The following is an 18495-nucleotide window of genomic DNA, read 5'->3' as shown; positions in this document are numbered from 1 at the left end:
CGGCGCGGGCGCCTCGCACGACCGGCGCGGGCAATCCGCCGCCGCGGCGGGCCCGGCGGCCGCGAGGGCGAGGACGAGGGCGGCTCGGGCGAGGGCGGGCGAGGGGAGCGTCATGCGGGGCACGTTCGGGAGACCGTCCCGCGGACAAGCTTCGCCGGGGCGTCCCGGTTCCCGACCCCTCGCGCCGCGTGGTGAACGACCAGGAGGCCCCGCATGACCGACCACCCCCCGTTCTACGACGACCTCCCGGGCTGCCTCGCCGAGGCCTGGCTCCGGCTCGGCGAGGGGGTGGCGCAGCGCCGCGGCGCCTTCCACACGCCGGCCCTCGCCACGACCGGGCGCGACGGCGCGCCGCGCCTGCGCACGGTGGTGCTGCGGGGGGCCGACGCGGCCGCCCGGTCCCTGCGCTTCCACTGCGACGCCCGCTCCGACAAGGCGCGCGAGATCGCCCGCGACCCGCGCGTGGCGCTCCACGCCTACGACGCGGGCGCCAAGATCCAGCTGCGGGTCGAGGGCGCGGCGACGCTGCACGGCGACGACGCGGTGGCGGAGGCGGCCTGGGCGGCGTCGCTGCCCATGAGCCGGGTCGGCTACGCCACCGCCCCCGCGCCCGGCACCCCGATCCCGGCCGGCGACGCCTACGCGCTGCCCGGCGACGCCGCGCAGGCGCAAGGGGGGCGGGCGCATTTCCGGGCCGTCGTCGTGGCGGTGGCCCGGCTCGAGTTCCTCTACCTCGCCCGCGCGGGCCACAGGCGGGCGCTGTTCACCTGGGAGGCCGGGGCGGCGGGCGCGACGTGGCTGGCGCCGTGAGGCGCCCTCACGCCGCCGCCCGCAGGCGCGCGAACCCCGCCGCGAGGTCGCCCGTGAGGTCGTCGAGGTCCTCGAGCCCGACGTGGAAGCGCAGGCCCGGCCCGCCCGGCTCCCAGGCGGTGGCGCTGCGGTAGGGCCGGCAGTCGAAGGGGATCACCAGGCTCTCGAAGCCGCCCCAGGAGAACCCCATCCCGAACAGCTCGAGCCCGTCCAGCATCGCCGCCAGGGCGGCCTCGGAGCAGGGCTTCAGGATCACCGAGAACAGGCCCGACGAGCCCTTGAAGTCGCGAGCCCAGATCGCGTGGCCGGGATCCTCCGGCAGGGCCGGGTGCAGCACGCGCGCGACCTCGGGGCGCGCCTTGAGCCACGCGGCCAGGGCCAGGGCCTGGCGCTCGTGCTCGCGCAGGCGCAGCGGCAGGGTGCGCAGGCCCCGCAGGGCGAGGAAGACGTCCTCGGCCCCCGCGCACATGGCGAACATCGCGAAGGTGCGCTGCAGGGCCGGCCAGTGCCGGGCGTTGGCCGAGGTGAGGCCGAGCAGCAGGTCGGAGCCGCCCGAGAGGTACTTGGTGCCCGCCTCGATGGCGATGTCGACGCCGCGCTCGTGGGGCGGGAACAGCAGGGGCGTCGCCCAGGTGTTGTCCATCAGCACGCAGGCGCCGCGGGCGTGCGCGGCCTCGGCGATCGCCGGGATGTCCTGCATCTCGAAGCTCTGCGAGCCCGGCGCCTCCGTGAGCACCGCGGCGGTGGTGTCGCGCATCAGGCCGGCGATCCCGGCCCCGACGGTCGGGTCGTAGTAGGTGGTCTCGACCCCGAACCGCGCCAGGACGCCGTCGCAGAAGACCCGGGTCGGCCGGTAGGCGGAATCCGTCACCAGCAGGTGGTCGCCGGCCTTCAGGCAGGACAGGAGGCCGACCGTGACGGCGGCGAGCCCCGAGGGCGTCAGCACCGTGCCGGCGGCGCCCGACAGTTCCGTCCAGGCGGCCTCGAGCGCCCGGGTCGTCGGCGTGCCGGCGGTCCCGTAGGTGTACTCCGCCCGCCGGTGCTGGAGCGCGTCGTAGCTCTCGAACAGCACCGTCGAGCCGCGGTAGATCGGGGTGTTGACGAAGCCGTGCTGGGCGGAGGGGTCGCGGCCGGCATGGACCAGGCGGGTGCGGGTGCCGAGGCGGCTCGGATCGCGCGGGGGGGTGATGCTCATCGGGCCCTTTTTCGTTCGGCCAAAGGCGGGTTCCGGACAGGGCCGGGCGGCGGACCGCCGGGACCCGGCCCGCGGGGACGATCCGGGCCGGCGCGGGCGCCGGCGTACGGGGCGACCACATCCAAGCCGGCCGCCCGCGTCAAGCCGCCGGGCCGCTGCGGCGAAACCGCATCCGTCCTTCGTCCCATGGGGCATCCCCTTGACCGGGCGGAGCCGTTCGCCTGGAATGCCTCTTGCTTAGGCAGGATCGCGGCGCGGGCAGCGCCGCGATCGGAACGGGAAACGAGAGATCGAATGAGGAAGACCGTTGCGGCGCTGGCCCTCGGGCTCGGCGCCAGCCTTCTCGCGGGAGCCGCACAGGCCCAGGCGACGCTGACCAGCATCAAGCAGAAGGGCTACATCGCCTGCGGGTCGAATCCCGGCCTCGCGGGCTTCGGCGTGCCGGACGCGCAGGGACGCTGGGCCGGCCTCGACGTCGATTTCTGCCGGGCGCTCTCGGCGGCGATCTTCAACGACGCCGGCAAGGTCCGCTTCATTCCCCTCTCGGCCAAGGACCGCTTCACGGCGCTGCAATCCGGCGAGGTCGACATCCTGTCGCGCAACACGACCTGGTCGATGTCGCGCGACACCACGCTCGGCCTCGACTTCCCGGCAATCAACTTCTACGACGGCCAGGGCTTCATGGTGAAGAAGAAGCTCGGCGTCACCTCGGCCAAGCAGCTCGAAGGCGCCTCGGTCTGCACCCAGCAGGGCACCACCACCGAGCTCAACCTCGCCGACTACTTCCGCGCCAACAAGCTGAAGTACGAGGTGGTGGCCTTCGCCAGCGCCGACGAGACCTTCAAGGCCTACGATTCCGGCCGCTGCGACGCCTTCACCACCGACGCCTCCGGCCTCTACGCCGAGCGCCTGCGGGCCTCGGCCCCCGACGACAACATCGTGCTGCCGGAGATCATCTCGAAGGAGCCGCTCGGGCCGGCGGTGCGCCAGGGCGACGCGCAATGGTCCGACGTCGTGCGCTGGACCCACTACGCGATGCTCAACGCCGAGGAGGCGGGCATCACGCAAGGAAACGCCGACCAGATGCTCAAGACCTCCGACAACCCGGACGTCAAGCGCATCCTCGGCACCGAGGGCAAGTACGGCGCCGACCTCGGGCTGACGGGCGACTGGGCGTACCGCATCATCAAGCTCGTCGGCAATTACGGCGAGGTGTTCGAGAAGAACGTCGGCCAGGGCTCGCCCCTGAAGATCCAGCGCGGCCTCAACGCCCTGTGGTCGAAGGGCGGCCTCCAGTACGGCCCGCCGATCCGCTGAAGGCCCCGCGGCCCCGGCGCGCCGGGGCCGCGACGACCCGACGCGCCCGTCACCACGAGAGGTCCGCTCCCTTGTCGAACCCCATCCCGGCCGAGGCGCGGGCGGCCCCGCGGGTCTCGCCGCTCTACGACCCCCGCATCCGGGCCGCCGCCTACCAGATCCTGCTCCTCCTCGCGGTCGGGCTCGCGGCCTGGGCGGCGGTCGGCAACGCGGCCGAGAACCTGCGCAACGCCCGCGTCGCCTCGGGCTTCGGCTTCCTCGGCAACACCGCGGGCTTCGACGTCAACCAGACGCTGATCCCGTTCGCGGCGGCGAACTCGACCTACGGCACCGCCTTCCTGGTCGGGCTCACCAACACGCTGATGGTCGCGGTGATCGGCATCGTGCTCGCCACGCTGCTCGGCTTCACGGTCGGCGTCGCCCGGCTGTCGCCGAACTGGATCGTGGCGCGGCTCGCCGGGGTCTACGTCGAGACGCTGCGCAACATCCCGCTGCTGCTCCAGCTCCTGTTCTGGTACGTGGCGGTCCTGGCGAGCCTGCCGGCGGCGCGGGATTCCTACGCCTTCGGGTCGTCGGTCTTCCTCAACCAGCGCGGCCTCTACGTGCCCAGGCCCATGCTGGCCGCCGACGCCTGGGCGATCCCGGCGGCCTTCGGGCTCGGCCTCGCGGCGGCGCTGGCCTTCGCGGCCCGCGCCCGGCGGGAGCAGGCCCGCAGCGGGCGGCGCCTGCCGGTCTGGAGCGTGGGGATCGGCCTCGTCGCCGGCCTGCCGCTCGCCGCCTGGGGCGTGCTGGCGCTCTCGGGGGCCGCGCCCCTGAGCTTCGAGGTCCCGGTCAAGGGCACGTTCAACCTGCGGGGGGGCATGCAGCTCTACCCCGAGTTCGTCGCCCTGGTGCTCGGGCTCACGGTCTACACCGCGGCCTTCATCGCCGAGGTGGTGCGCTCCGGCATCCAGGCGGTGTCGCGGGGCCAGTCCGAGGCCGCCCGGGCCCTCGGCCTCAAGCCCGGGCCGACCCTGCGCCTCGTGGTGATCCCGCAGGCCATGCGGGTGATCGTGCCGCCGCTGACGAGCCAGTACCTCAACCTGACCAAGAACTCGTCGCTCGCGGTGGCGATCGGCTACCCGGACCTCGTGCAGGTGTTCATGGGCACGGTGCTGAACCAGACCGGGCAGGCGGTGGAGGTGGTGGCGATCACCATGGCGGTCTACCTCACCATCAGCCTCCTCACCGCCTTCGTGATGAACGTCTACAACCGGCGCGTCGCGCTGGTCGAGCGCTGAGGGCAGCATGACCGCCGGACCCCAGACCCTGCCCCTCAGCTTCGTGCGCCGCGACGCGGTGCCGCCCGCGCCCGCCCCGGCGCTCGTCAGCGGGCCCCTCGCCTGGCTGCGGGCGAACCTGTTCTCCAGCCCCGGCAACGCCGCCCTGACCCTGATCGCGCTCGCGATCGTCGTGCTCGTGGCGCCGCCGCTCCTGCGCTTCCTCGTCGTCGACGCGGTCTGGAGCGGCCAGAACCGCGACGCCTGCCGGCCCGAGGTGGTGGGCCACCCGGTCGGGGCCTGCTGGGCCTTCGTGGCCGACAAGATCAACTACTTCGTGTACGGCTCCTACCCGATCGAGGAGCGCTGGCGGCCCAACGTCTTCTTCGCCCTGATGGCGCTCGGCGTCGGCTGGCTCCTGTGGCTCGACGCGCCCCGGCGCGACCTCGGCGCGGCCTACTTCTTCGTGGCGTTCCCGGTCGCCTCCTTCGTGCTGCTCTCGGGCGTGCCGGCGCTCGGCCTCGCCAAGGTGCCGACCTCGCTCTGGGGCGGCATGCTGGTGACCCTGGTGGTCTCCCTCGTGGGCATCGTGGCCTCCCTGCCGCTCGGCATCCTGCTGGCGCTGGGGCGGCGCTCGCGGCTGCCGATCGTGCGGCTGTTCTGCGTCATCTTCATCGAGTTCTGGCGCGGGGTGCCGCTGATCACGGTGCTGTTCATGGCCAACGTGATGCTGCCGCTGTTCCTGCCCGGCGACGTCTCGGTGGACCGGCTGGTGCGCCCCCTCGTCGGCATCGCGCTGTTCTCGGCCGCCTACATGGCGGAGGTGGTGCGCGGCGGCCTCCAGGCGATCCCCCGCGGCCAGGCCGAGGGGGCGATGTCCCTCGGCCTGAGCCCCTGGCACCGCATGCGCCTCGTCATCCTGCCGCAGGCCCTGCGCATCGTGATCCCGGGCATCGTCAACAGCTTCATCTCGCTGTTCAAGGACACGAGCCTGGTCTCGATCGTCGGCATCTTCGACTTCATCCGCACGATCGAGTCGGCGCGGGTCGACCCCGCCTGGGCCGCCCCGACCGTGGTGATGACCGGCTACGCCTTCGCGGCCCTGTTCTACTTCGTGTTCTGCTTCGGCATGTCGCGCTACGCCCTGTTCGTCGAGCGAAGGCTCGCGTCAGGCCAGAAACGGTGACCCCCATGACGGCTTCGACCATGACGGCTTCGACCCTGACGGCCCCGGCGACCCTGCCGGACATCGACCCGGACCTCGCGCCCCAGAACACCTCCGCGACCCGCCTCGCCAGCGCCCCGGAGGCGGTGACGCTGGAGAAGGTCAACAAGTGGTACGGCGCGTTCCACGTCCTGCGCGACGTCGACCTCACGGTGCGCCGGGGCGAGCGGATCGTGATCTGCGGGCCCTCGGGCTCGGGCAAGTCGACCCTGATCCGCTGCATCAACCGGCTGGAGGAGCACCAGGCCGGCCGCATCGTGGTGGACGGCATCGAGCTCACCAACGACCTCAAGCGGATCGACGAGATCCGCCGCGAGGTCGGCATGGTGTTCCAGCACTTCAACCTGTTCCCGCACCTGACCGTGCTCGAGAACTGCACGCTCGCGCCGATCTGGGTGAAGAAGATGCCGAAGGCCGAGGCCGAGGCGGTGGCGATGCGCTATCTCACCCGGGTCAAGATCCCCAACCAGGCGGCCAAGTACCCGGGCCAGCTCTCCGGCGGGCAGCAGCAGCGCGTGGCCATCGCCCGCTCGCTGTGCATGAGCCCCAAGATCATGCTGTTCGACGAGCCCACCTCCGCCCTCGACCCCGAGATGGTCAAGGAGGTGCTCGACACCATGGTGGGGCTGGCCGACGAGGGCATGACCATGCTGTGCGTCACCCACGAGATGGGCTTCGCCCGCCAGGTCGCCGACCGGGTGATCTTCATGGACGAGGGCCAGATCGTCGAGTCGAACACCCCCGAGGCCTTCTTCCGCGCGCCCCAGCACGAGCGCACGAAGCTGTTCCTGAGCCAGATCCTGCACTGAGGCCCCGGCCTCAGCGCCCCGTCGCCACGGGCAGGTCCTCCCGCGCGCCCCATTCCGACCACGAGCCGTCGTAGAGGGCCCGGGGCGGGCGGCCGAGGGTCTCGAGGGCGAGGGAGACGATCGCCGCGGTGACGCCCGAGCCGCAGGTGGTGATCACCGGGCGGTCGAGGTCGATGCCGGCCTCCGCCACGGCCTCGCGCAGGGCCGCCTCGTCCTTGAGCCGCCCGCGCGCCTGGAGGGCGCCGTAATGGAGGTTGAGCGCGCCGGGCATGTGGCCCGGGCGCACGCCGGGGCGGGGCTCGGCCTCCTCGCCGGCGAAGCGGGCGGGGGAGCGGGCGTCCACCACCTGGGCGGTCCCGGCGAGCGCCCGCTGCACGTCGCCCGCATCCGCCACGGCCGAGTGGTCGAGGCGGGCGGTGAAGTGGCGCCTGTCGCGCGGGCGGGGCTCGCCCTCCTCGACGGGATGGCCGCCGGCGACCCAGGCCGGGAAGCCGCCCTCCAGGAGCGCGACGTCCCGGGCCCCGAAGGTCCTGAGCATCCAGCGCACCCGCGGGGCCGAGAACAGGCCGACGCCGTCGTAGACCACGATCGTCATGCCGTCGCCGATGCCCATCTGGCGCATGCGCGAGGCGAAGGCCTCGGGCGTCGGCAGCATGTGGGGCAGCGGGCTGCGCTCGTCGCGCACCGCGTCGATGTCGAAGCGCACCGCCCCGGGGATGCGGCCGGCCCGGTACTCGGCCTGCGCGTCCCGGTTCATCGCCGGCAGGTACCAGGACCCGTCGAGGACGACGATGTCGGGCGCATCGAGCCGCTCAGCCAGCCAATCCGTCGTGACGAAGGGTCCTGTCGACATGCCGCGCGCCTCCCTGCGGGGGGTCCGTCCGCCGCGCCCCCCGGCACGGCATTCTGCCCAATTCATGCGCCGGGTCGACACCCGATCGCGCACCGGAAACCTTTCCGCACGGGCCGGAACGATTCCGCACATCCGCCGGCAACACCGCTCCGCCAGACAGGCGCCCCGATCCAGCCCTGTGGGAGCCCCGCGTCCTGTCCCCTCGCCGCGCCCCGTCCCCCCGCGCCGGCCGCCGTGCCGGCGAAGGCCTGCTCCTCCTCGCCGCCTCCCTCTGGCTCGCCGCCGTGGTGATCGCGGACGGGGGCACCCCCACGCGCCCGTCCGCGCCGCCCCCGATCCTGGCCCTGCGCTGAGGCGGCCGCCCCGCTCCCTTACGCGGGCGCGGCGGCCGGGCCGCCGGGCCCGCGGCCCCGCCCACGGGTTGGCACGCCGCGTGCAAGGCCGGCGGCACTGCACCCGCCGTGTTCACTCTCCCTTGCACGGTCGGGCGTGGTCGACGGGCCAGGCAGCGACTCCGAGGGCTGCCTGGCCCGCCCGCATCCCGGGCGCGGCCGACATCGCGCGGCCGAGCCCCGCCCCGACGGACCCGGCGCGCCGCGGCCCCGGTGGGGCCCGAGGCGTCGGGCGGGCGCCCCGCCGCGAGGCCCGGGGCCCGAGTCCCGCGATCACCGATGTGTCCGACGATCCCGCGTGTCCGACGATCCCCGACCGAAGCTGTCGCAGCGTGGTCCAGAGAGGTCCCGATGAACGCCACGGCTCGTTTCGAGTGGCCGCTCCGTCCGGACAGGGTCGAGGTCTCGTCCCTGGGCTACCTGGCGGCCGCCATCCTGTGCGCCGACCTCAGGGAGGCCCGCGCCGCGCCGCGGCCGGCCACGCTGCACCGCCTGCGGCCGCGCCGCGCCCGGGCCGCCGGCTCAGACGCGCCGGCCCCGGTCGCGCAGGGGCGCGCCACAGCGCCACTCGGTGACGCGGTACTCCGGATGCTCGCCGAGCCAGCGCGCGAGCTGCGGCTGGGCGACCCGGAGGCAGGCCCGCGGCCCGGCGACGTCCAGGAGCAGGCGGTGCGCCTCGCAGGTCTCGGGCGCGGCCGCGAGGCAGGCGGTGAAGTAGAGGAAGAAGCCGGCCATCGCTGCTCCGCCGCCTGACGGGATCCCGCCGCCCACCGCGGTCCGGCCGCCCGCGGCGGTCCGGCCGCATCCCGCCGCCCGGCACCCGCCCCGGGGCCGGATCGGGCCCCGGGGCGGGTGCCCCGGCGCCACGAAAAAAGGCGGCCGAAGCCGCCTTCCTCCGTCGTAGCGCGTGCGGGGGCCGCGGCGTCAGAGCCGCGGCGAGCGGCCGCGCATCAGGCCGAAGATGGCCGACACGGCGAACAGCACGATGGCGACGAAGAACACGATCTTGGCGGCCTCCATGGCCGTCCCGGCGATGCCGCCGAAGCCGAGCAGGGCGGCGACCAGGGCGACGACGAGGAAGGTGATTGCCCAACCGATCATAGGATTCTCCCGTATTGCCTGCGGTGGCCGGTCCGCCCCGTCGTTGCGCCGGAAGCGTTGCAGCACGTTGAACGGAGAACCTCCGGAGAGCGGAACCGGTTCCGGGCTTTTTCGGATGAAAGGCGCGGAACATTCGTGCGCGGTCGTCCGGCGGACCGGGACGCGGGGCGGGAGGTGATCAGGGGGAGGGTGGCTCCCCGAGCAGGACTCGAACCTGCGACAAGGCGATTAACAGTCGCCTGCTCTACCAACTGAGCTATCGGGGATCACGGCGGGACGCATACTCCATGGCGCGCGGCCGGCGCAAGGGGGTTTTTGCCCGGGCCGGCCCGGCACCGGGCCGGACGCGTCCTCCGGGGGCGGCAGGATCCCGGTTGCGGAGCCGGGCAGGGCTCTGCTAAGGAGCCCTCGTCCCGGGTCGTCCGCCCGACGCCGGGATTGCGGCGCGCCGGTGCTCCTCGGAGCCGGCCCGCCCCTTTGCCGGCCGACGCGCCGGCCGGACGGCCTCGTGGCGGAGTGGTTACGCAGAGGACTGCAAATCCTTGCACCCCGGTTCGATTCCGGGCGAGGCCTCCACCCCTTGAGCATCCCGGGCTCGACGCTCCCCAGCGCGGGCGGCTGGCCCGCGCCGCCGGGCCGGCCTGCAACCTTGCCTTTTCACCGGCGATCCACCAAAACCGCGTCGCCCGACGGCGCGGCCGTCCCCGCTCCCCAGAGACGTTCATGCTCGACTACGCGCAAGCGCGCCGCCTCATGGTCGATTGCCAGCTCCGGACGTTCGACGTGACCGACATCGCGCTGCTCGACGCGTTCGACGCCGTCCCGCGCGAGCGCTTCATGGCGGCCGGCCGCGAGACCTTCGCGTACATCGACCAGCCGCAGGCGGTCGGGACCGAGGACGGCGAGACCCGCTGCATGCCGGCCCCGATGGTGCTGGCGCGGCTGATCCAGGCGCTCGCGGTGAAGCCCGGGCAGAAGGTCCTCGAGGTGGCGGCGGGCCTCGGCTACGGCGCCGCGATCCTGCACCGCCTCGGCGCCGCGGTGGTCGCCCTCGAATCGCTCCCCGGCCTCGCGGCCGGCGCGCGCGAGCGCCTGGGCGAGGCCGCGACGGTCGAGGCGGGCCCGCTCGCGCAGGGCGCGCCCGGCCGCGCGCCCTTCGACGCGATCCTGGTCAACGGCCGGATCGAGGTGCGGCCGCAGGGCCTCCTGGAGCAGCTCGCCGACGGCGGCCGGCTCGCCTGCGTGCAGGGGCTCGGCCGCACCGCCAAGGCCACCCTGTGGGTCCGCTCCGGCGACGCCTTCGGGTCGCGCCCGCTGTTCGACGCGTCGATGCCGGCCCTGCGGGCCTTCGCGGCCGAGGCCGGGTTCGCCTTCTGATCCGGGCCCCGGGCCGCCCGGCCCGGCGCCGGATCGCGGCGCCGCCGCCCAGGATCGCGGCGCCGCCGCCCGGGATCGCGGCGCCGCCGCCCGGGATCGCGGCGCGGCCGCCCTTGGCGGCCTGAAGATCCCCGCCGCCTCGAGGCTCCGAGCACTTCATCCCGGGACACCCCGGGCGCCACGCCCCGGCGGCGGCGCCGACGCCGACGCCGACCTCGCCGCGCGCCCGATCCCGGCGCCTTCAGGTGTCGCTTTTATGCGGCACCGCCGGCCAAAGTCGGTTGCCCACAGCTCCGGGGCGATGCTCAGGAAGCCGCCCTCAGCTAAGGTCAGGGTCGAGGTGGGCACAGCGAGATGAAGAGCCGGCCCGAGCCGCCCCGCGGCGAGAGGTCGGTCCAGATGGCTAGCCGCACAGGGTAGACAGGCGTGACTGACACACCAACTCGGGCGTTCCGCGGGCTTCGGCTCGGTGGCTTCGTCGCCATGACGCTCGTCGTGGCGGCCGGGCCGGCCGCCGCCGAAACCCTGGAGAGCGCCCTGGCGCGGGCCTATGCGGGTAACCCGACCCTGAACGCGCAGCGCGCCCTGCAGCGCTCGACGGACGAGAACGTGCCGCAGGCCCTCGCGGGCTACCGGCCGCGCGTCAGCGCCACGGCGAATGTCGGCGTGAACTACCAGGACGGATCCCTCGGCGGCACCCAGGCCCGGCAGGCCCTGATCCCGGGCGCGGCCGGCCTGACCGTCAGCCAGAACCTGTTCAACGGCTTCCAGACCGACAACCGGACCCGGCAGGCCGAGTCGCAGGTGCTGAGCGGCCGGGAATCGCTGCGCAACATCGAGATGCAGACGCTGTTCGGGGCGGCGCAGTCCTACATGAACGTGCTGGCCGACACGGCCACGCTGGAGCTCAACCGCAACAACGTCGAGGTGCTGGAGGAGCAGCTCCGCCAGACCCGTGACCGCTTCAACGTCGGCGAGGTGACCCGCACCGACGTCGCCCAGGCCGAGGCGCGCCTCGCGGGCGCGCGCTCCCAGGTCAGCGTGGCGGAATCGAACCTGCGCACCAGCATCGCGACCTTCCGGCAGATCGTCGGCGTCGAGCCGCGCCAGCTCGCCCCCGGGCGGCCCCTCGACCGCTACGTGCCCGGCACCCTCACGGCCGCGATCGAGATCGGCCTCGCCGAGCACCCCCAGATCCTCGCGGCCCTGCACGCCGTCGACATCGCGGAGGCCGCCGTGAAGGTGGCCGAGGGCGCGCTCTACCCGACCGTGAGCGTGAGCGGCTCGGTGCAGCAGGTCTTCGACCAGCAGATCGCCAACACCCGGCTGTTCGTCGGCTCGGTGGTGGGCCAGCTGAACGTGCCGCTCTACCAGGGCGGCGCGGAGTACGCGGCGATCCGCCAGGCCAAGGAGCAGGTCGGCCAGGCGCGCCTGACGGCGGAGCTCAACCGCGACTCGGTGCGCGCCGCGATCGTCACCGCCTGGGGCAACCTCGAGGCCGCGAAGGCCCAGGTCATCGCCTCGCAGGCCCAGGTGCAGGCCAACGAGGTGGCGCTCAACGGCGTGCGCGAGGAGGCCCGGGTCGGCCAGCGCACCACCCTCGACGTCCTGAACGCCCAGCAGGAGCTGCTGAACGCCCGCGTCAGCCTGATCTCCGCCCAGCGTAACCGGGTGGTCGGCTCCTACCAGGTCGTGCAGACCATCGGCCGCCTCACGACCCGGTTCATCGCGATCCCGGTGGCGCAGTACAGCGCCAAGCAGCACTTCGACCAGGTCAAGGACCTCTGGTACGGCGTGCGCACGCCGGACGGGCGCTGAGCGTGGCGCGGGCGCCGCGCGGCCCCGGCGGGCGCCCGCCTTCTCCTGTTGGCGGCGCGCCGGCTCCCTTGTGCGGCCGACGCGGCGTGGAATACTGCTGACCCTCACCCGACCCTACGAACTCCCCCAGTCGAGCGTTGACCCGGATGAGCGCTGCGAGCCCCAAGACGCAGGAACCCTCGATGGAGGAGATCCTCGCCTCCATCCGCCGCATCATCGCCGACGACCAGAAGCCGGCCGAGCCCCCGGCCGCCGGCTCGAAGCCCGTCGCGGTCCCGGACCCGGAGCCCGAGGACGACGTGCTCGACCTCGCCGAGGTGGCCCAGCCCGCCGCGCCCAAGCCGTCCCTCGACTTCGACGACATGTCCGAGATCGGGTTCCGCGACGAGCCGATCGACTTCGACGCCATCGAGATCGAGCCGGAGCCCGAGCCGGCTCCCCCGCCGGAGCCGCCCAGGGCCGCGCCCCCCCCGCCCGAGCCGCTCAAGGCCGCGGCCCCCCAGCCCAAGGCCGCGCCCGCGCCGCCGCCCCAGGCACCGCCGCCGCCCCCGGCCCCGATGCACGAGGACCGGCTGCTCTCGCAGACGACCGACGCCAGCGTCAGCCACGCCTTCAACCTGCTCGCCAACACGGTGCTGAGCAACAACGCCCGCACCCTGGAGGACCTGGTGCAGGACATGCTGCGGCCGATGCTGAAATCCTGGCTCGACGACAACCTGCCGGTGCTGGTCGAGCGCCTGGTGCGGGCCGAGATCGAGCGCGTCGCCCGCGGCCGCTGAGGCCGGCCGGCGCAAGCCTGCTGCGCGAGGCCGCCTGTTGACGGGACGGTCCGGGTCCGCTTGAAAGCGCCCTCGGGGGCCGGTCGCTCACGCGGCCGGCCCTGTATTCGTTTCTGCTTCGGGCGCCGCCGGCGGATCATCCGCCCGGACGCGCCCCCGGGGGCGGCGTCCGCGCCGCGCCGTGCGAGTGGCCCCAGCGATGATGGACAAGACCTTCGACCCCGCCGCCGTCGAGGCGCGCATCGCCGCCGAGTGGGAGGAGGCGCAGGCCTTCCGGGCCGGGCGCCCGGACCGCGCCGCGGCCGAGCCCTACAGCATCATGATCCCGCCGCCGAACGTGACGGGCTCGCTGCACATGGGCCACGCCCTCAACAACACGCTCCAGGACGTGCTCGCCCGCTTCGAGCGCCTGCGCGGCAAGGACGTGCTCTGGCAGCCCGGCACCGACCACGCCGGCATCGCCACCCAGATGGTGGTCGAGCGCCGCCTGGCGGAGCAGCAGCAGCCCGACCGCCGGGCCCTCGGGCGGGCCGAGTTCGTGCGCCGCGTCTGGGCGTGGAAGGCGGAGTCCGGCGGCACCATCGTCAACCAGCTCAAGCGGCTCGGCGCCTCCTGCGACTGGTCGCGGGAGCGCTTCACCATGGACGAGGGCCTGTCCCGGGCCGTCGTGAAGGTGTTCGTCGACCTGCACGCCAGGGGGCTGATCTACCGCGACAAGCGCTTGGTGAACTGGGACCCGAGGTTCCAGACCGCGATCTCCGACCTCGAGGTGCAGCAGGTCGAGGTGCGGGGCCACCTCTGGCACTTCGCCTACCCGGTCGTGGACGCGGGCGGGGCCGAGACCGGCGAGACCATCACGGTCGCCACCACCCGGCCCGAGACCATGCTGGGCGACACCGCCGTCGCGGTGCACCCGGAGGACGAGCGCTACCGGGCCCTCGTCGGCCGGTCCCTGCGCCTGCCCCTCGTCGGGCGCCTGATCCCGGTCGTCGCCGACACGTACTCGGACCCCGAGAAGGGCACCGGCGCGGTCAAGATCACGCCGGCCCACGACTTCAACGACTTCGAGGTCGGGCGCCGGCACGGGCTCGCCCAGATCAACGTCCTGGACGAGGAGGCCCGCCTGAGCCTCGCCGGCAACGCGGCCTTCCTGGAGGGCGCGAGCCCCGGCCCGGAGACGCTGGCGCTGCACGGCCTCGACCGGTTCGCGGCGCGCGCGCGGGTCGTCGCGATGATGGAGGCGCAAGGACGCCTCGTCGCGATCGAGCCCAACGTCCACGCGGTGCCGCACGGCGACCGCTCGGGCGTGGTGATCGAGCCCTACCTGACCGACCAGTGGTACGTCGACGTGAAGCCGCTCGCCGAGCGGGCGATGCGGGCGGTGCGCGAGGGTCGCACCCGCTTCGTGCCGGAGGCCTACGAGCGGACCTACTTCCAGTGGCTCGAGAACATCGAGCCCTGGTGCATCTCGCGCCAGCTCTGGTGGGGCCACCAGATCCCGGCCTGGTACGACCCGGAGGGCACCGTCTTCGTCGCCGGCAGCGAGGAGGAGGCCCTGGCCAAGGCCGCCGCCCGTCACGGCCGCCCGGTGGCGCTGCGGCGCGACGAGGACGTGCTCGACACCTGGTTCTCGTCGGGCCTGTGGCCGTTCTCGACGCTCGGCTGGCCGGAGGGCACCCCGGAGCTCGCCCGCTACTACCCGACGAGCGCCCTCGTGACGGGCTTCGACATCATCTTCTTCTGGGTCGCCCGGATGATGATGCTGGGCCTCGAGGCCATGGACGAGGTGCCGTTCCGGACCGTCTACATCCACGCCCTCGTCCGCGACGAGAAGGGCGCCAAGATGTCGAAGTCGAAGGGGAACGTGGTCGATCCCCTCGACCTCGTCGACCGCTACGGCGCCGACGCGCTCCGCTTCACGCTCTGCGCGATGGCGGCCCAGGGGCGCGACATCAAGCTCGCGGTCTCGCGGGTCGAGGGCTACCGGAACTTCGCCACCAAGCTCTGGAACGCCGCCCGCTTCGCCGAGATGAACGGCTGCCGGATCGACCCGGCCTTCGACCCGGCGGGCGCCGCCGGGACCCTGAACGCCTGGGCGCTCGGCGAGGCCGCCCGGGCCGTGGCGGAGGTCACGGGCGCGCTCGAGGCCTACCGCTTCAACGACGCCGCCAACGCCGCCTACCGCTTCGTCTGGAACGTCTTCTGCGACTGGTACCTCGAGCTCGCCAAGCCCGTGCTCCAGGGCGAGGACGGGGCGGCGAAGGAGGAGACGCGCCGCACGGTCGCCTTCCTGATCGACCGGATCTGCGTGCTGCTGCACCCGTTCATGCCGTTCCTGACGGAGGAGCTGTGGGCCATCAAGGGCCGGGAGGCGGGCCTCGCGCGCGGGCTCCTGGCGCTGGCGCCCTGGCCGGACCTCGGCGCGCTCGCGCGGCCCGAGGCGGAGGCCGAGATCGGCTGGGTGGTCGACCTCGTCTCGGAGATCCGCTCGGCCCGCTCGGAGACGAACGTCCCGGCCGGCGCCCAGATCCCCCTGGTGCTGGTCGCCCCGAGCGAGGCGGTGCGGGCCCGGGCGGAGCGCTGGGGCGAGACCGTGCGGCGCCTCGGGCGCATCGCCGCGATCGAGGTCGCGCAGGCGAGCCCCCGCAGGGCGGTGCAGCTCATCGTGCGCGGCGAGGTGGCGGCGCTGCCCCTCGAGGGCGTGGTGGACCTCGCCGCCGAGGTGGCGCGGCTGCGCAAGGAGGCGGGCAAGCTCGACGGCGACATCGCCCGGATCGACGCCAAGCTCGGCAACGCCGACTTCCTCTCCCGCGCCCCCGAGGAGGTGGTGGAGGAGCAGCGCGAGCGCCGCGAGGCGGCGGCGGCGCGCCGGGAGAAGGTGGGCGAGGCGCTCGGGCGGCTGGCGGAGTGACCGTCCCGGGCCGGCCCGCGGAGGGCCCGCCCGCCGCGGGTCCGCCCGCCGGCGCCGGCCGGCCGCGCGGCGTCCCCGGGGCGGGGCGCCTCACCAATCCGTAATGTCGGCGCCACGGGCCCGTCAGGCCGTCTCCCCATAATGGTCGCATCAACCGGCCGCGCCGCGGCCCCGATGCCACCGACGGAGACCAGCCCCCATGTCCCACGCGCCCCAGACCTCCCGGTTCCACCGCAAGGCCCTCGCCTCCGTGGCCGTCGCGACGCTCGTGGCCACCGGCGCCCTCGGCGCCGCCTTCGTGCAGCCGAGCACGCCGGCCCTGGCCCAGGCCCTGCCGCAGAGCCCGATCACCGCGCCCGACCATCCGCCCGGCAGCTTCGCGCCCGTCGTCAACAAGGTGAAGGCCGGCGTCGTCTCCGTGAAGGTGAAGCTGAAGGACGACGCCTCGGACGACGAGGACGCGGGCCCGAGCGCCCAGACCGTCCCGCCGCAGCTGCGCGAGTTCTTCCGCCGCTTCGGCGAGAACGGCGCGCCCGGCATGCCGCGCCAGCGCCACGGCGGCGGCGGCGGCGGCGCCGCGCAGGGGTCGGGCTTCTTCATCACCCCGGACGGCTACGTGGTGACGAACAACCACGTCGTGTCGAACGCCAAGTCGGTCGAGGTCACGCTCGACGACGGCCGCACCCTCGACGCCAAGGTCATCGGCACCGACCCGAAGACGGACCTGGCGCTCCTGAAGGTCACGGAGGGCGGCTCCTACCCCTACGTGAAGCTCTCGCACGGCGCGCCGCAGGTCGGCGACTGGGTGGTGGCGATCGGCAACCCGTTCGGGCTCGGCGGCACCGTCACGGCCGGCATCGTCTCGGCCCGCGGCCGCGACATCGGGGCGGGCCCCTACGACGACTTCCTGCAGATCGACGCGCCGATCAACAAGGGCAACTCGGGCGGCCCCACCTTCAACGTCAACGGCGAGGTCGTGGGCGTGAACACCGCCATCGCGTCGCCCTCGGGCGGCAACGTGGGCCTGGCCTTCGCGATCCCCTCCGAGACCGTGCAGGCGGTGGTCGACCAGCTGCGCGCCGACGGCAAGGTCGCCCGCGGCTACCTCGGCCTCCAGATCCAGCCGGTGACGAAGGACATCGCCGAGAGCCTCGGCCTCGACAGCGCCAGGGGCGCGCTGGTCAACAGCGCCCAGGACGGCACGCCCGCCGCCAAGGCCGGCCTGAAGTCCGGCGACGTGGTCCTGGCGGTGAACGGCGACCCGGTGAACGACGCCCGCGAGCTGTCCCGCAGGATCGCCGCGATGAAGCCGGGCACGAAGGTCGAGCTCGCCTACCTGCGCGGGACCAAGCGGGACGCCGCCCAGGTGACGCTCGGCACGCTGCCGAACGACACCAAGGTGGCGAGCCAGACCGAGCGCAGCCGCGGCGGCGACAGCCAGCCGCGCCTCGGCCTCGGCCTCGCGCCCGCCGACGCGGTCGGCGCCGGCCGGGAGGGCGTCGCGGTGGTGAGCGTCGATCCGGACGGCCCGGCCGCCGCCAAGGGCATCCAGGAGGGCGACGTCATCCTGGACGTCGGCGGGCAGCCGGTCTCGTCCCTCTCGGACGTCGCCTCCCGCATCCGCGCCGCCGAGAGCGACGGCCGCAAGGCGGTGCTGATGCGCATCAAGAACGACAAGGGCACGCGCTTCGTGGCGATCGGCCTCCAGAGCAAGAACGGCTGAGGCGCGAGGACAGGCGCCCGTTCCGGAGACGAGCGCCGGCCCCCTCGGGGGCCGGCGCTTCGTCGTCGCGAGGCCCCCCGGCTTCAAGGCCGGGGGGAAGACCGGCTTCAAGGCCGGGGGGAAGACCGGCTTCAAGGCCGGGGGAAGACTGGCCTCACGGCCGGGGAGAGGCCCGCGCGCGGCGCGGGCCCGCTTCAGGCGCGGCAGAGGCGCGCGAGCCGCGGCCCCGAGACGCGGCCGCGGGCGATCCCGTCGCTGCGGATGCGCCCGCCGTCGAGCGCCACCCGGGTCGGGTTCTCGAGCAGCGTGTAGCGGGCGCGCTCGAGGGGCAGGCCGAACTGGACGGCCCAGAGCCGCAGGGCGGCGCAGAACGCCCTCAGGGTCCCGGGCCCGAAGCGGTGCGGATCGAGCACCGGGGCGACCTGCGGGGCGCCGAAGGCCTGGACCCGGAAGCCGGCGAGGAGTCCGGGGCGGCCGTCGCGCAGGGCGAAGGGGGCCGTGGACTCGACCCCGAAGGCACCGGCGCGGTCGGGCGGCGCCGTCGTCACCGACCAGGCGACCGGCTGCTCGGCCAGCACCACGACGGCGCGCTCCGGCGCCCGCGCCAGGTCGAGGTTCACCGGGCGGTAGCCCGCGCGGTAGCCCGCGCGCTCGCCCGCGCTCCTGCCCGGGGGGGTGCGGGGCGCGTCGTCGTCCCGGCCCGGGGCCCGGGACGCGGTGGCGTCGGGCTCCGGCGGGCGCGGCGCGGTGAAGAGGAGGCCGATCAGGTCGAGCCGGGCGGCCGAGCCCGCGACGCGGTCGGGATGGGCCGTCCAGCCGATCAGCCGCTCGCGCTGCGCGGCCCGCTCCGGCGCCACGTCGGGCGTCTGGATCGCGCCGGCGGCCGGCGCGTCGGCGGGCGGGCCCAGGGGCAGCTCCGGAGGCGG

Annotated in this window: 15 protein-coding genes and 2 tRNA genes; 11 read left to right on the top strand and 6 right to left on the bottom strand. The window is 74.2% G+C overall.

What is annotated here, in order from left to right; translation table 11 throughout:
* Positions 1 to 213 precede the first annotated feature (213 nt).
* Positions 214 to 810, top strand: coding sequence for a pyridoxamine 5'-phosphate oxidase family protein (locus DT057_RS28400; RefSeq protein ID WP_128565434.1), 597 nt, complete (start codon positions 214 to 216; stop codon positions 808 to 810).
* A 7-nt stretch (positions 811 to 817) separates the two neighbouring features.
* Here DT057_RS28400 and metC read toward each other — a convergent pair whose 3' ends face one another.
* Positions 818 to 2005, bottom strand: a complete 1188-nt coding sequence (gene metC, locus DT057_RS28395; RefSeq protein WP_128565433.1) for a cystathionine beta-lyase — start codon at positions 2003 to 2005, stop codon at positions 818 to 820.
* Positions 2006 to 2299: 294 nt separating this feature from the next.
* Here metC and DT057_RS28390 point away from each other — a divergent pair, with 294 nt between their 5' ends.
* The 4 genes from DT057_RS28390 to DT057_RS28375 all read left to right on the top strand — a co-directional run bounded on the left by DT057_RS28390 (position 2300) and on the right by DT057_RS28375 (position 6615).
* Positions 2300 to 3322, top strand: coding sequence for an amino acid ABC transporter substrate-binding protein (locus tag DT057_RS28390; protein ID WP_128565432.1), 1023 nt, complete (start codon positions 2300 to 2302; stop codon positions 3320 to 3322).
* Positions 3323 to 3393: 71 nt separating this feature from the next.
* Positions 3394 to 4602, top strand: coding sequence for an amino acid ABC transporter permease (locus DT057_RS28385; protein WP_244937402.1), 1209 nt, complete (start codon positions 3394 to 3396; stop codon positions 4600 to 4602).
* A 7-nt stretch (positions 4603 to 4609) separates the two neighbouring features.
* Entirely contained in the window at positions 4610 to 5767 is a 1158-nt protein-coding gene (locus DT057_RS28380) for an amino acid ABC transporter permease (protein WP_128565431.1), read from the top strand.
* 20 nt (positions 5768 to 5787) lie between these two features.
* Positions 5788 to 6615, top strand: coding sequence for an amino acid ABC transporter ATP-binding protein (locus tag DT057_RS28375; protein WP_128565436.1), 828 nt, complete (start codon positions 5788 to 5790; stop codon positions 6613 to 6615).
* A 10-nt stretch (positions 6616 to 6625) separates the two neighbouring features.
* Here the strand turns inward: DT057_RS28375 and sseA are convergent, their stop codons facing one another.
* The 4 genes from sseA to DT057_RS28355 form a co-directional block, all read right to left on the bottom strand.
* On the bottom strand, positions 6626 to 7468 hold the full coding sequence (gene sseA, locus DT057_RS28370; protein WP_128565430.1) for a 3-mercaptopyruvate sulfurtransferase: 843 nt from the start codon (positions 7466 to 7468) through the stop codon (positions 6626 to 6628).
* 914 nt (positions 7469 to 8382) lie between these two features.
* A complete protein-coding gene (locus tag DT057_RS28365; protein WP_128565429.1) occupies positions 8383 to 8595 on the bottom strand; it encodes a hypothetical protein in 213 nt (70 codons plus the stop codon).
* A 189-nt stretch (positions 8596 to 8784) separates the two neighbouring features.
* Positions 8785 to 8961 (bottom strand): DUF1328 domain-containing protein, encoded by a 177-nt coding sequence (locus DT057_RS28360; RefSeq protein ID WP_048448270.1) that lies wholly within the window; start codon positions 8959 to 8961, stop codon positions 8785 to 8787.
* A gap of 190 nt (positions 8962 to 9151) precedes the next feature.
* Positions 9152 to 9227 (bottom strand) — tRNA-Asn (locus DT057_RS28355).
* Between the two features lie 236 nt (positions 9228 to 9463).
* On the opposite strand from DT057_RS28355, the gene DT057_RS28350 reads away from it, so the two are divergent.
* From DT057_RS28350 to DT057_RS28325, 6 genes are all read left to right on the top strand, one after another.
* A tRNA-Cys gene (locus tag DT057_RS28350) sits at positions 9464 to 9537 on the top strand.
* Positions 9538 to 9684: 147 nt separating this feature from the next.
* Positions 9685 to 10338 (top strand): protein-L-isoaspartate O-methyltransferase family protein, encoded by a 654-nt coding sequence (locus DT057_RS28345; protein ID WP_128565428.1) that lies wholly within the window; start codon positions 9685 to 9687, stop codon positions 10336 to 10338.
* Between the two features lie 426 nt (positions 10339 to 10764).
* Entirely contained in the window at positions 10765 to 12156 is a 1392-nt protein-coding gene (locus DT057_RS28340) for a TolC family outer membrane protein (protein ID WP_128565427.1), read from the top strand.
* A gap of 146 nt (positions 12157 to 12302) precedes the next feature.
* The gene (locus tag DT057_RS37400) at positions 12303 to 12935 is read left to right on the top strand and encodes a PopZ family protein (protein ID WP_308220143.1); all 633 of its coding nucleotides are present in this window, start codon (positions 12303 to 12305) and stop codon (positions 12933 to 12935) included.
* Between the two features lie 199 nt (positions 12936 to 13134).
* Positions 13135 to 15846, top strand: a complete 2712-nt coding sequence (locus tag DT057_RS28330; RefSeq protein WP_128565426.1) for a valine--tRNA ligase — start codon at positions 13135 to 13137, stop codon at positions 15844 to 15846.
* A gap of 199 nt (positions 15847 to 16045) precedes the next feature.
* Positions 16046 to 17569 (top strand): Do family serine endopeptidase, encoded by a 1524-nt coding sequence (locus DT057_RS28325; protein ID WP_128565425.1) that lies wholly within the window; start codon positions 16046 to 16048, stop codon positions 17567 to 17569.
* Between the two features lie 194 nt (positions 17570 to 17763).
* On the opposite strand, the gene DT057_RS35675 is transcribed toward DT057_RS28325, so the two are convergent.
* Positions 17764 to 18495, bottom strand: a 732-nt coding sequence (locus DT057_RS35675; protein ID WP_162501535.1) for a hypothetical protein, incomplete at its 5' end; no start/stop codon positions are given.

It is taken from the genome of Methylobacterium crusticola (genome assembly GCF_003574465.1).
Classification (GTDB): domain Bacteria; phylum Pseudomonadota; class Alphaproteobacteria; order Rhizobiales; family Beijerinckiaceae; genus Methylobacterium; species Methylobacterium crusticola.
Note: the sequence above shows the minus strand (reverse complement) of the source record. Positions and strands in the feature narration are given on the sequence as shown.

What these genes read in the sequence shown, in the direction of transcription:
- DT057_RS28400 (WP_128565434.1), top strand. Translation starts at nt 214, where the DNA reads ATGACCGACCACCCCCCGTTCTACGACGACCTCCCGGGCTGCCTCGCC.
- metC (WP_128565433.1), bottom strand. Translation starts at nt 2,005, where the DNA reads ATGAGCATCACCCCCCCGCGCGATCCGAGCCGCCTCGGCACCCGCACC.
- DT057_RS28390 (WP_128565432.1), top strand. Translation starts at nt 2,300, where the DNA reads ATGAGGAAGACCGTTGCGGCGCTGGCCCTCGGGCTCGGCGCCAGCCTT.
- DT057_RS28380 (WP_128565431.1), top strand. Translation starts at nt 4,610, where the DNA reads ATGACCGCCGGACCCCAGACCCTGCCCCTCAGCTTCGTGCGCCGCGAC.
- DT057_RS28375 (WP_128565436.1), top strand. Translation starts at nt 5,788, where the DNA reads ATGACGGCTTCGACCCTGACGGCCCCGGCGACCCTGCCGGACATCGAC.
- sseA (WP_128565430.1), bottom strand. Translation starts at nt 7,468, where the DNA reads ATGTCGACAGGACCCTTCGTCACGACGGATTGGCTGGCTGAGCGGCTC.
- DT057_RS28365 (WP_128565429.1), bottom strand. Translation starts at nt 8,595, where the DNA reads ATGGCCGGCTTCTTCCTCTACTTCACCGCCTGCCTCGCGGCCGCGCCC.
- DT057_RS28360 (WP_048448270.1), bottom strand. Translation starts at nt 8,961, where the DNA reads ATGATCGGTTGGGCAATCACCTTCCTCGTCGTCGCCCTGGTCGCCGCC.
- DT057_RS28345 (WP_128565428.1), top strand. Translation starts at nt 9,685, where the DNA reads ATGCTCGACTACGCGCAAGCGCGCCGCCTCATGGTCGATTGCCAGCTC.
- DT057_RS37400 (WP_308220143.1), top strand. Translation starts at nt 12,303, where the DNA reads ATGAGCGCTGCGAGCCCCAAGACGCAGGAACCCTCGATGGAGGAGATC.
- DT057_RS28330 (WP_128565426.1), top strand. Translation starts at nt 13,135, where the DNA reads ATGATGGACAAGACCTTCGACCCCGCCGCCGTCGAGGCGCGCATCGCC.
- DT057_RS28325 (WP_128565425.1), top strand. Translation starts at nt 16,046, where the DNA reads ATGTCCCACGCGCCCCAGACCTCCCGGTTCCACCGCAAGGCCCTCGCC.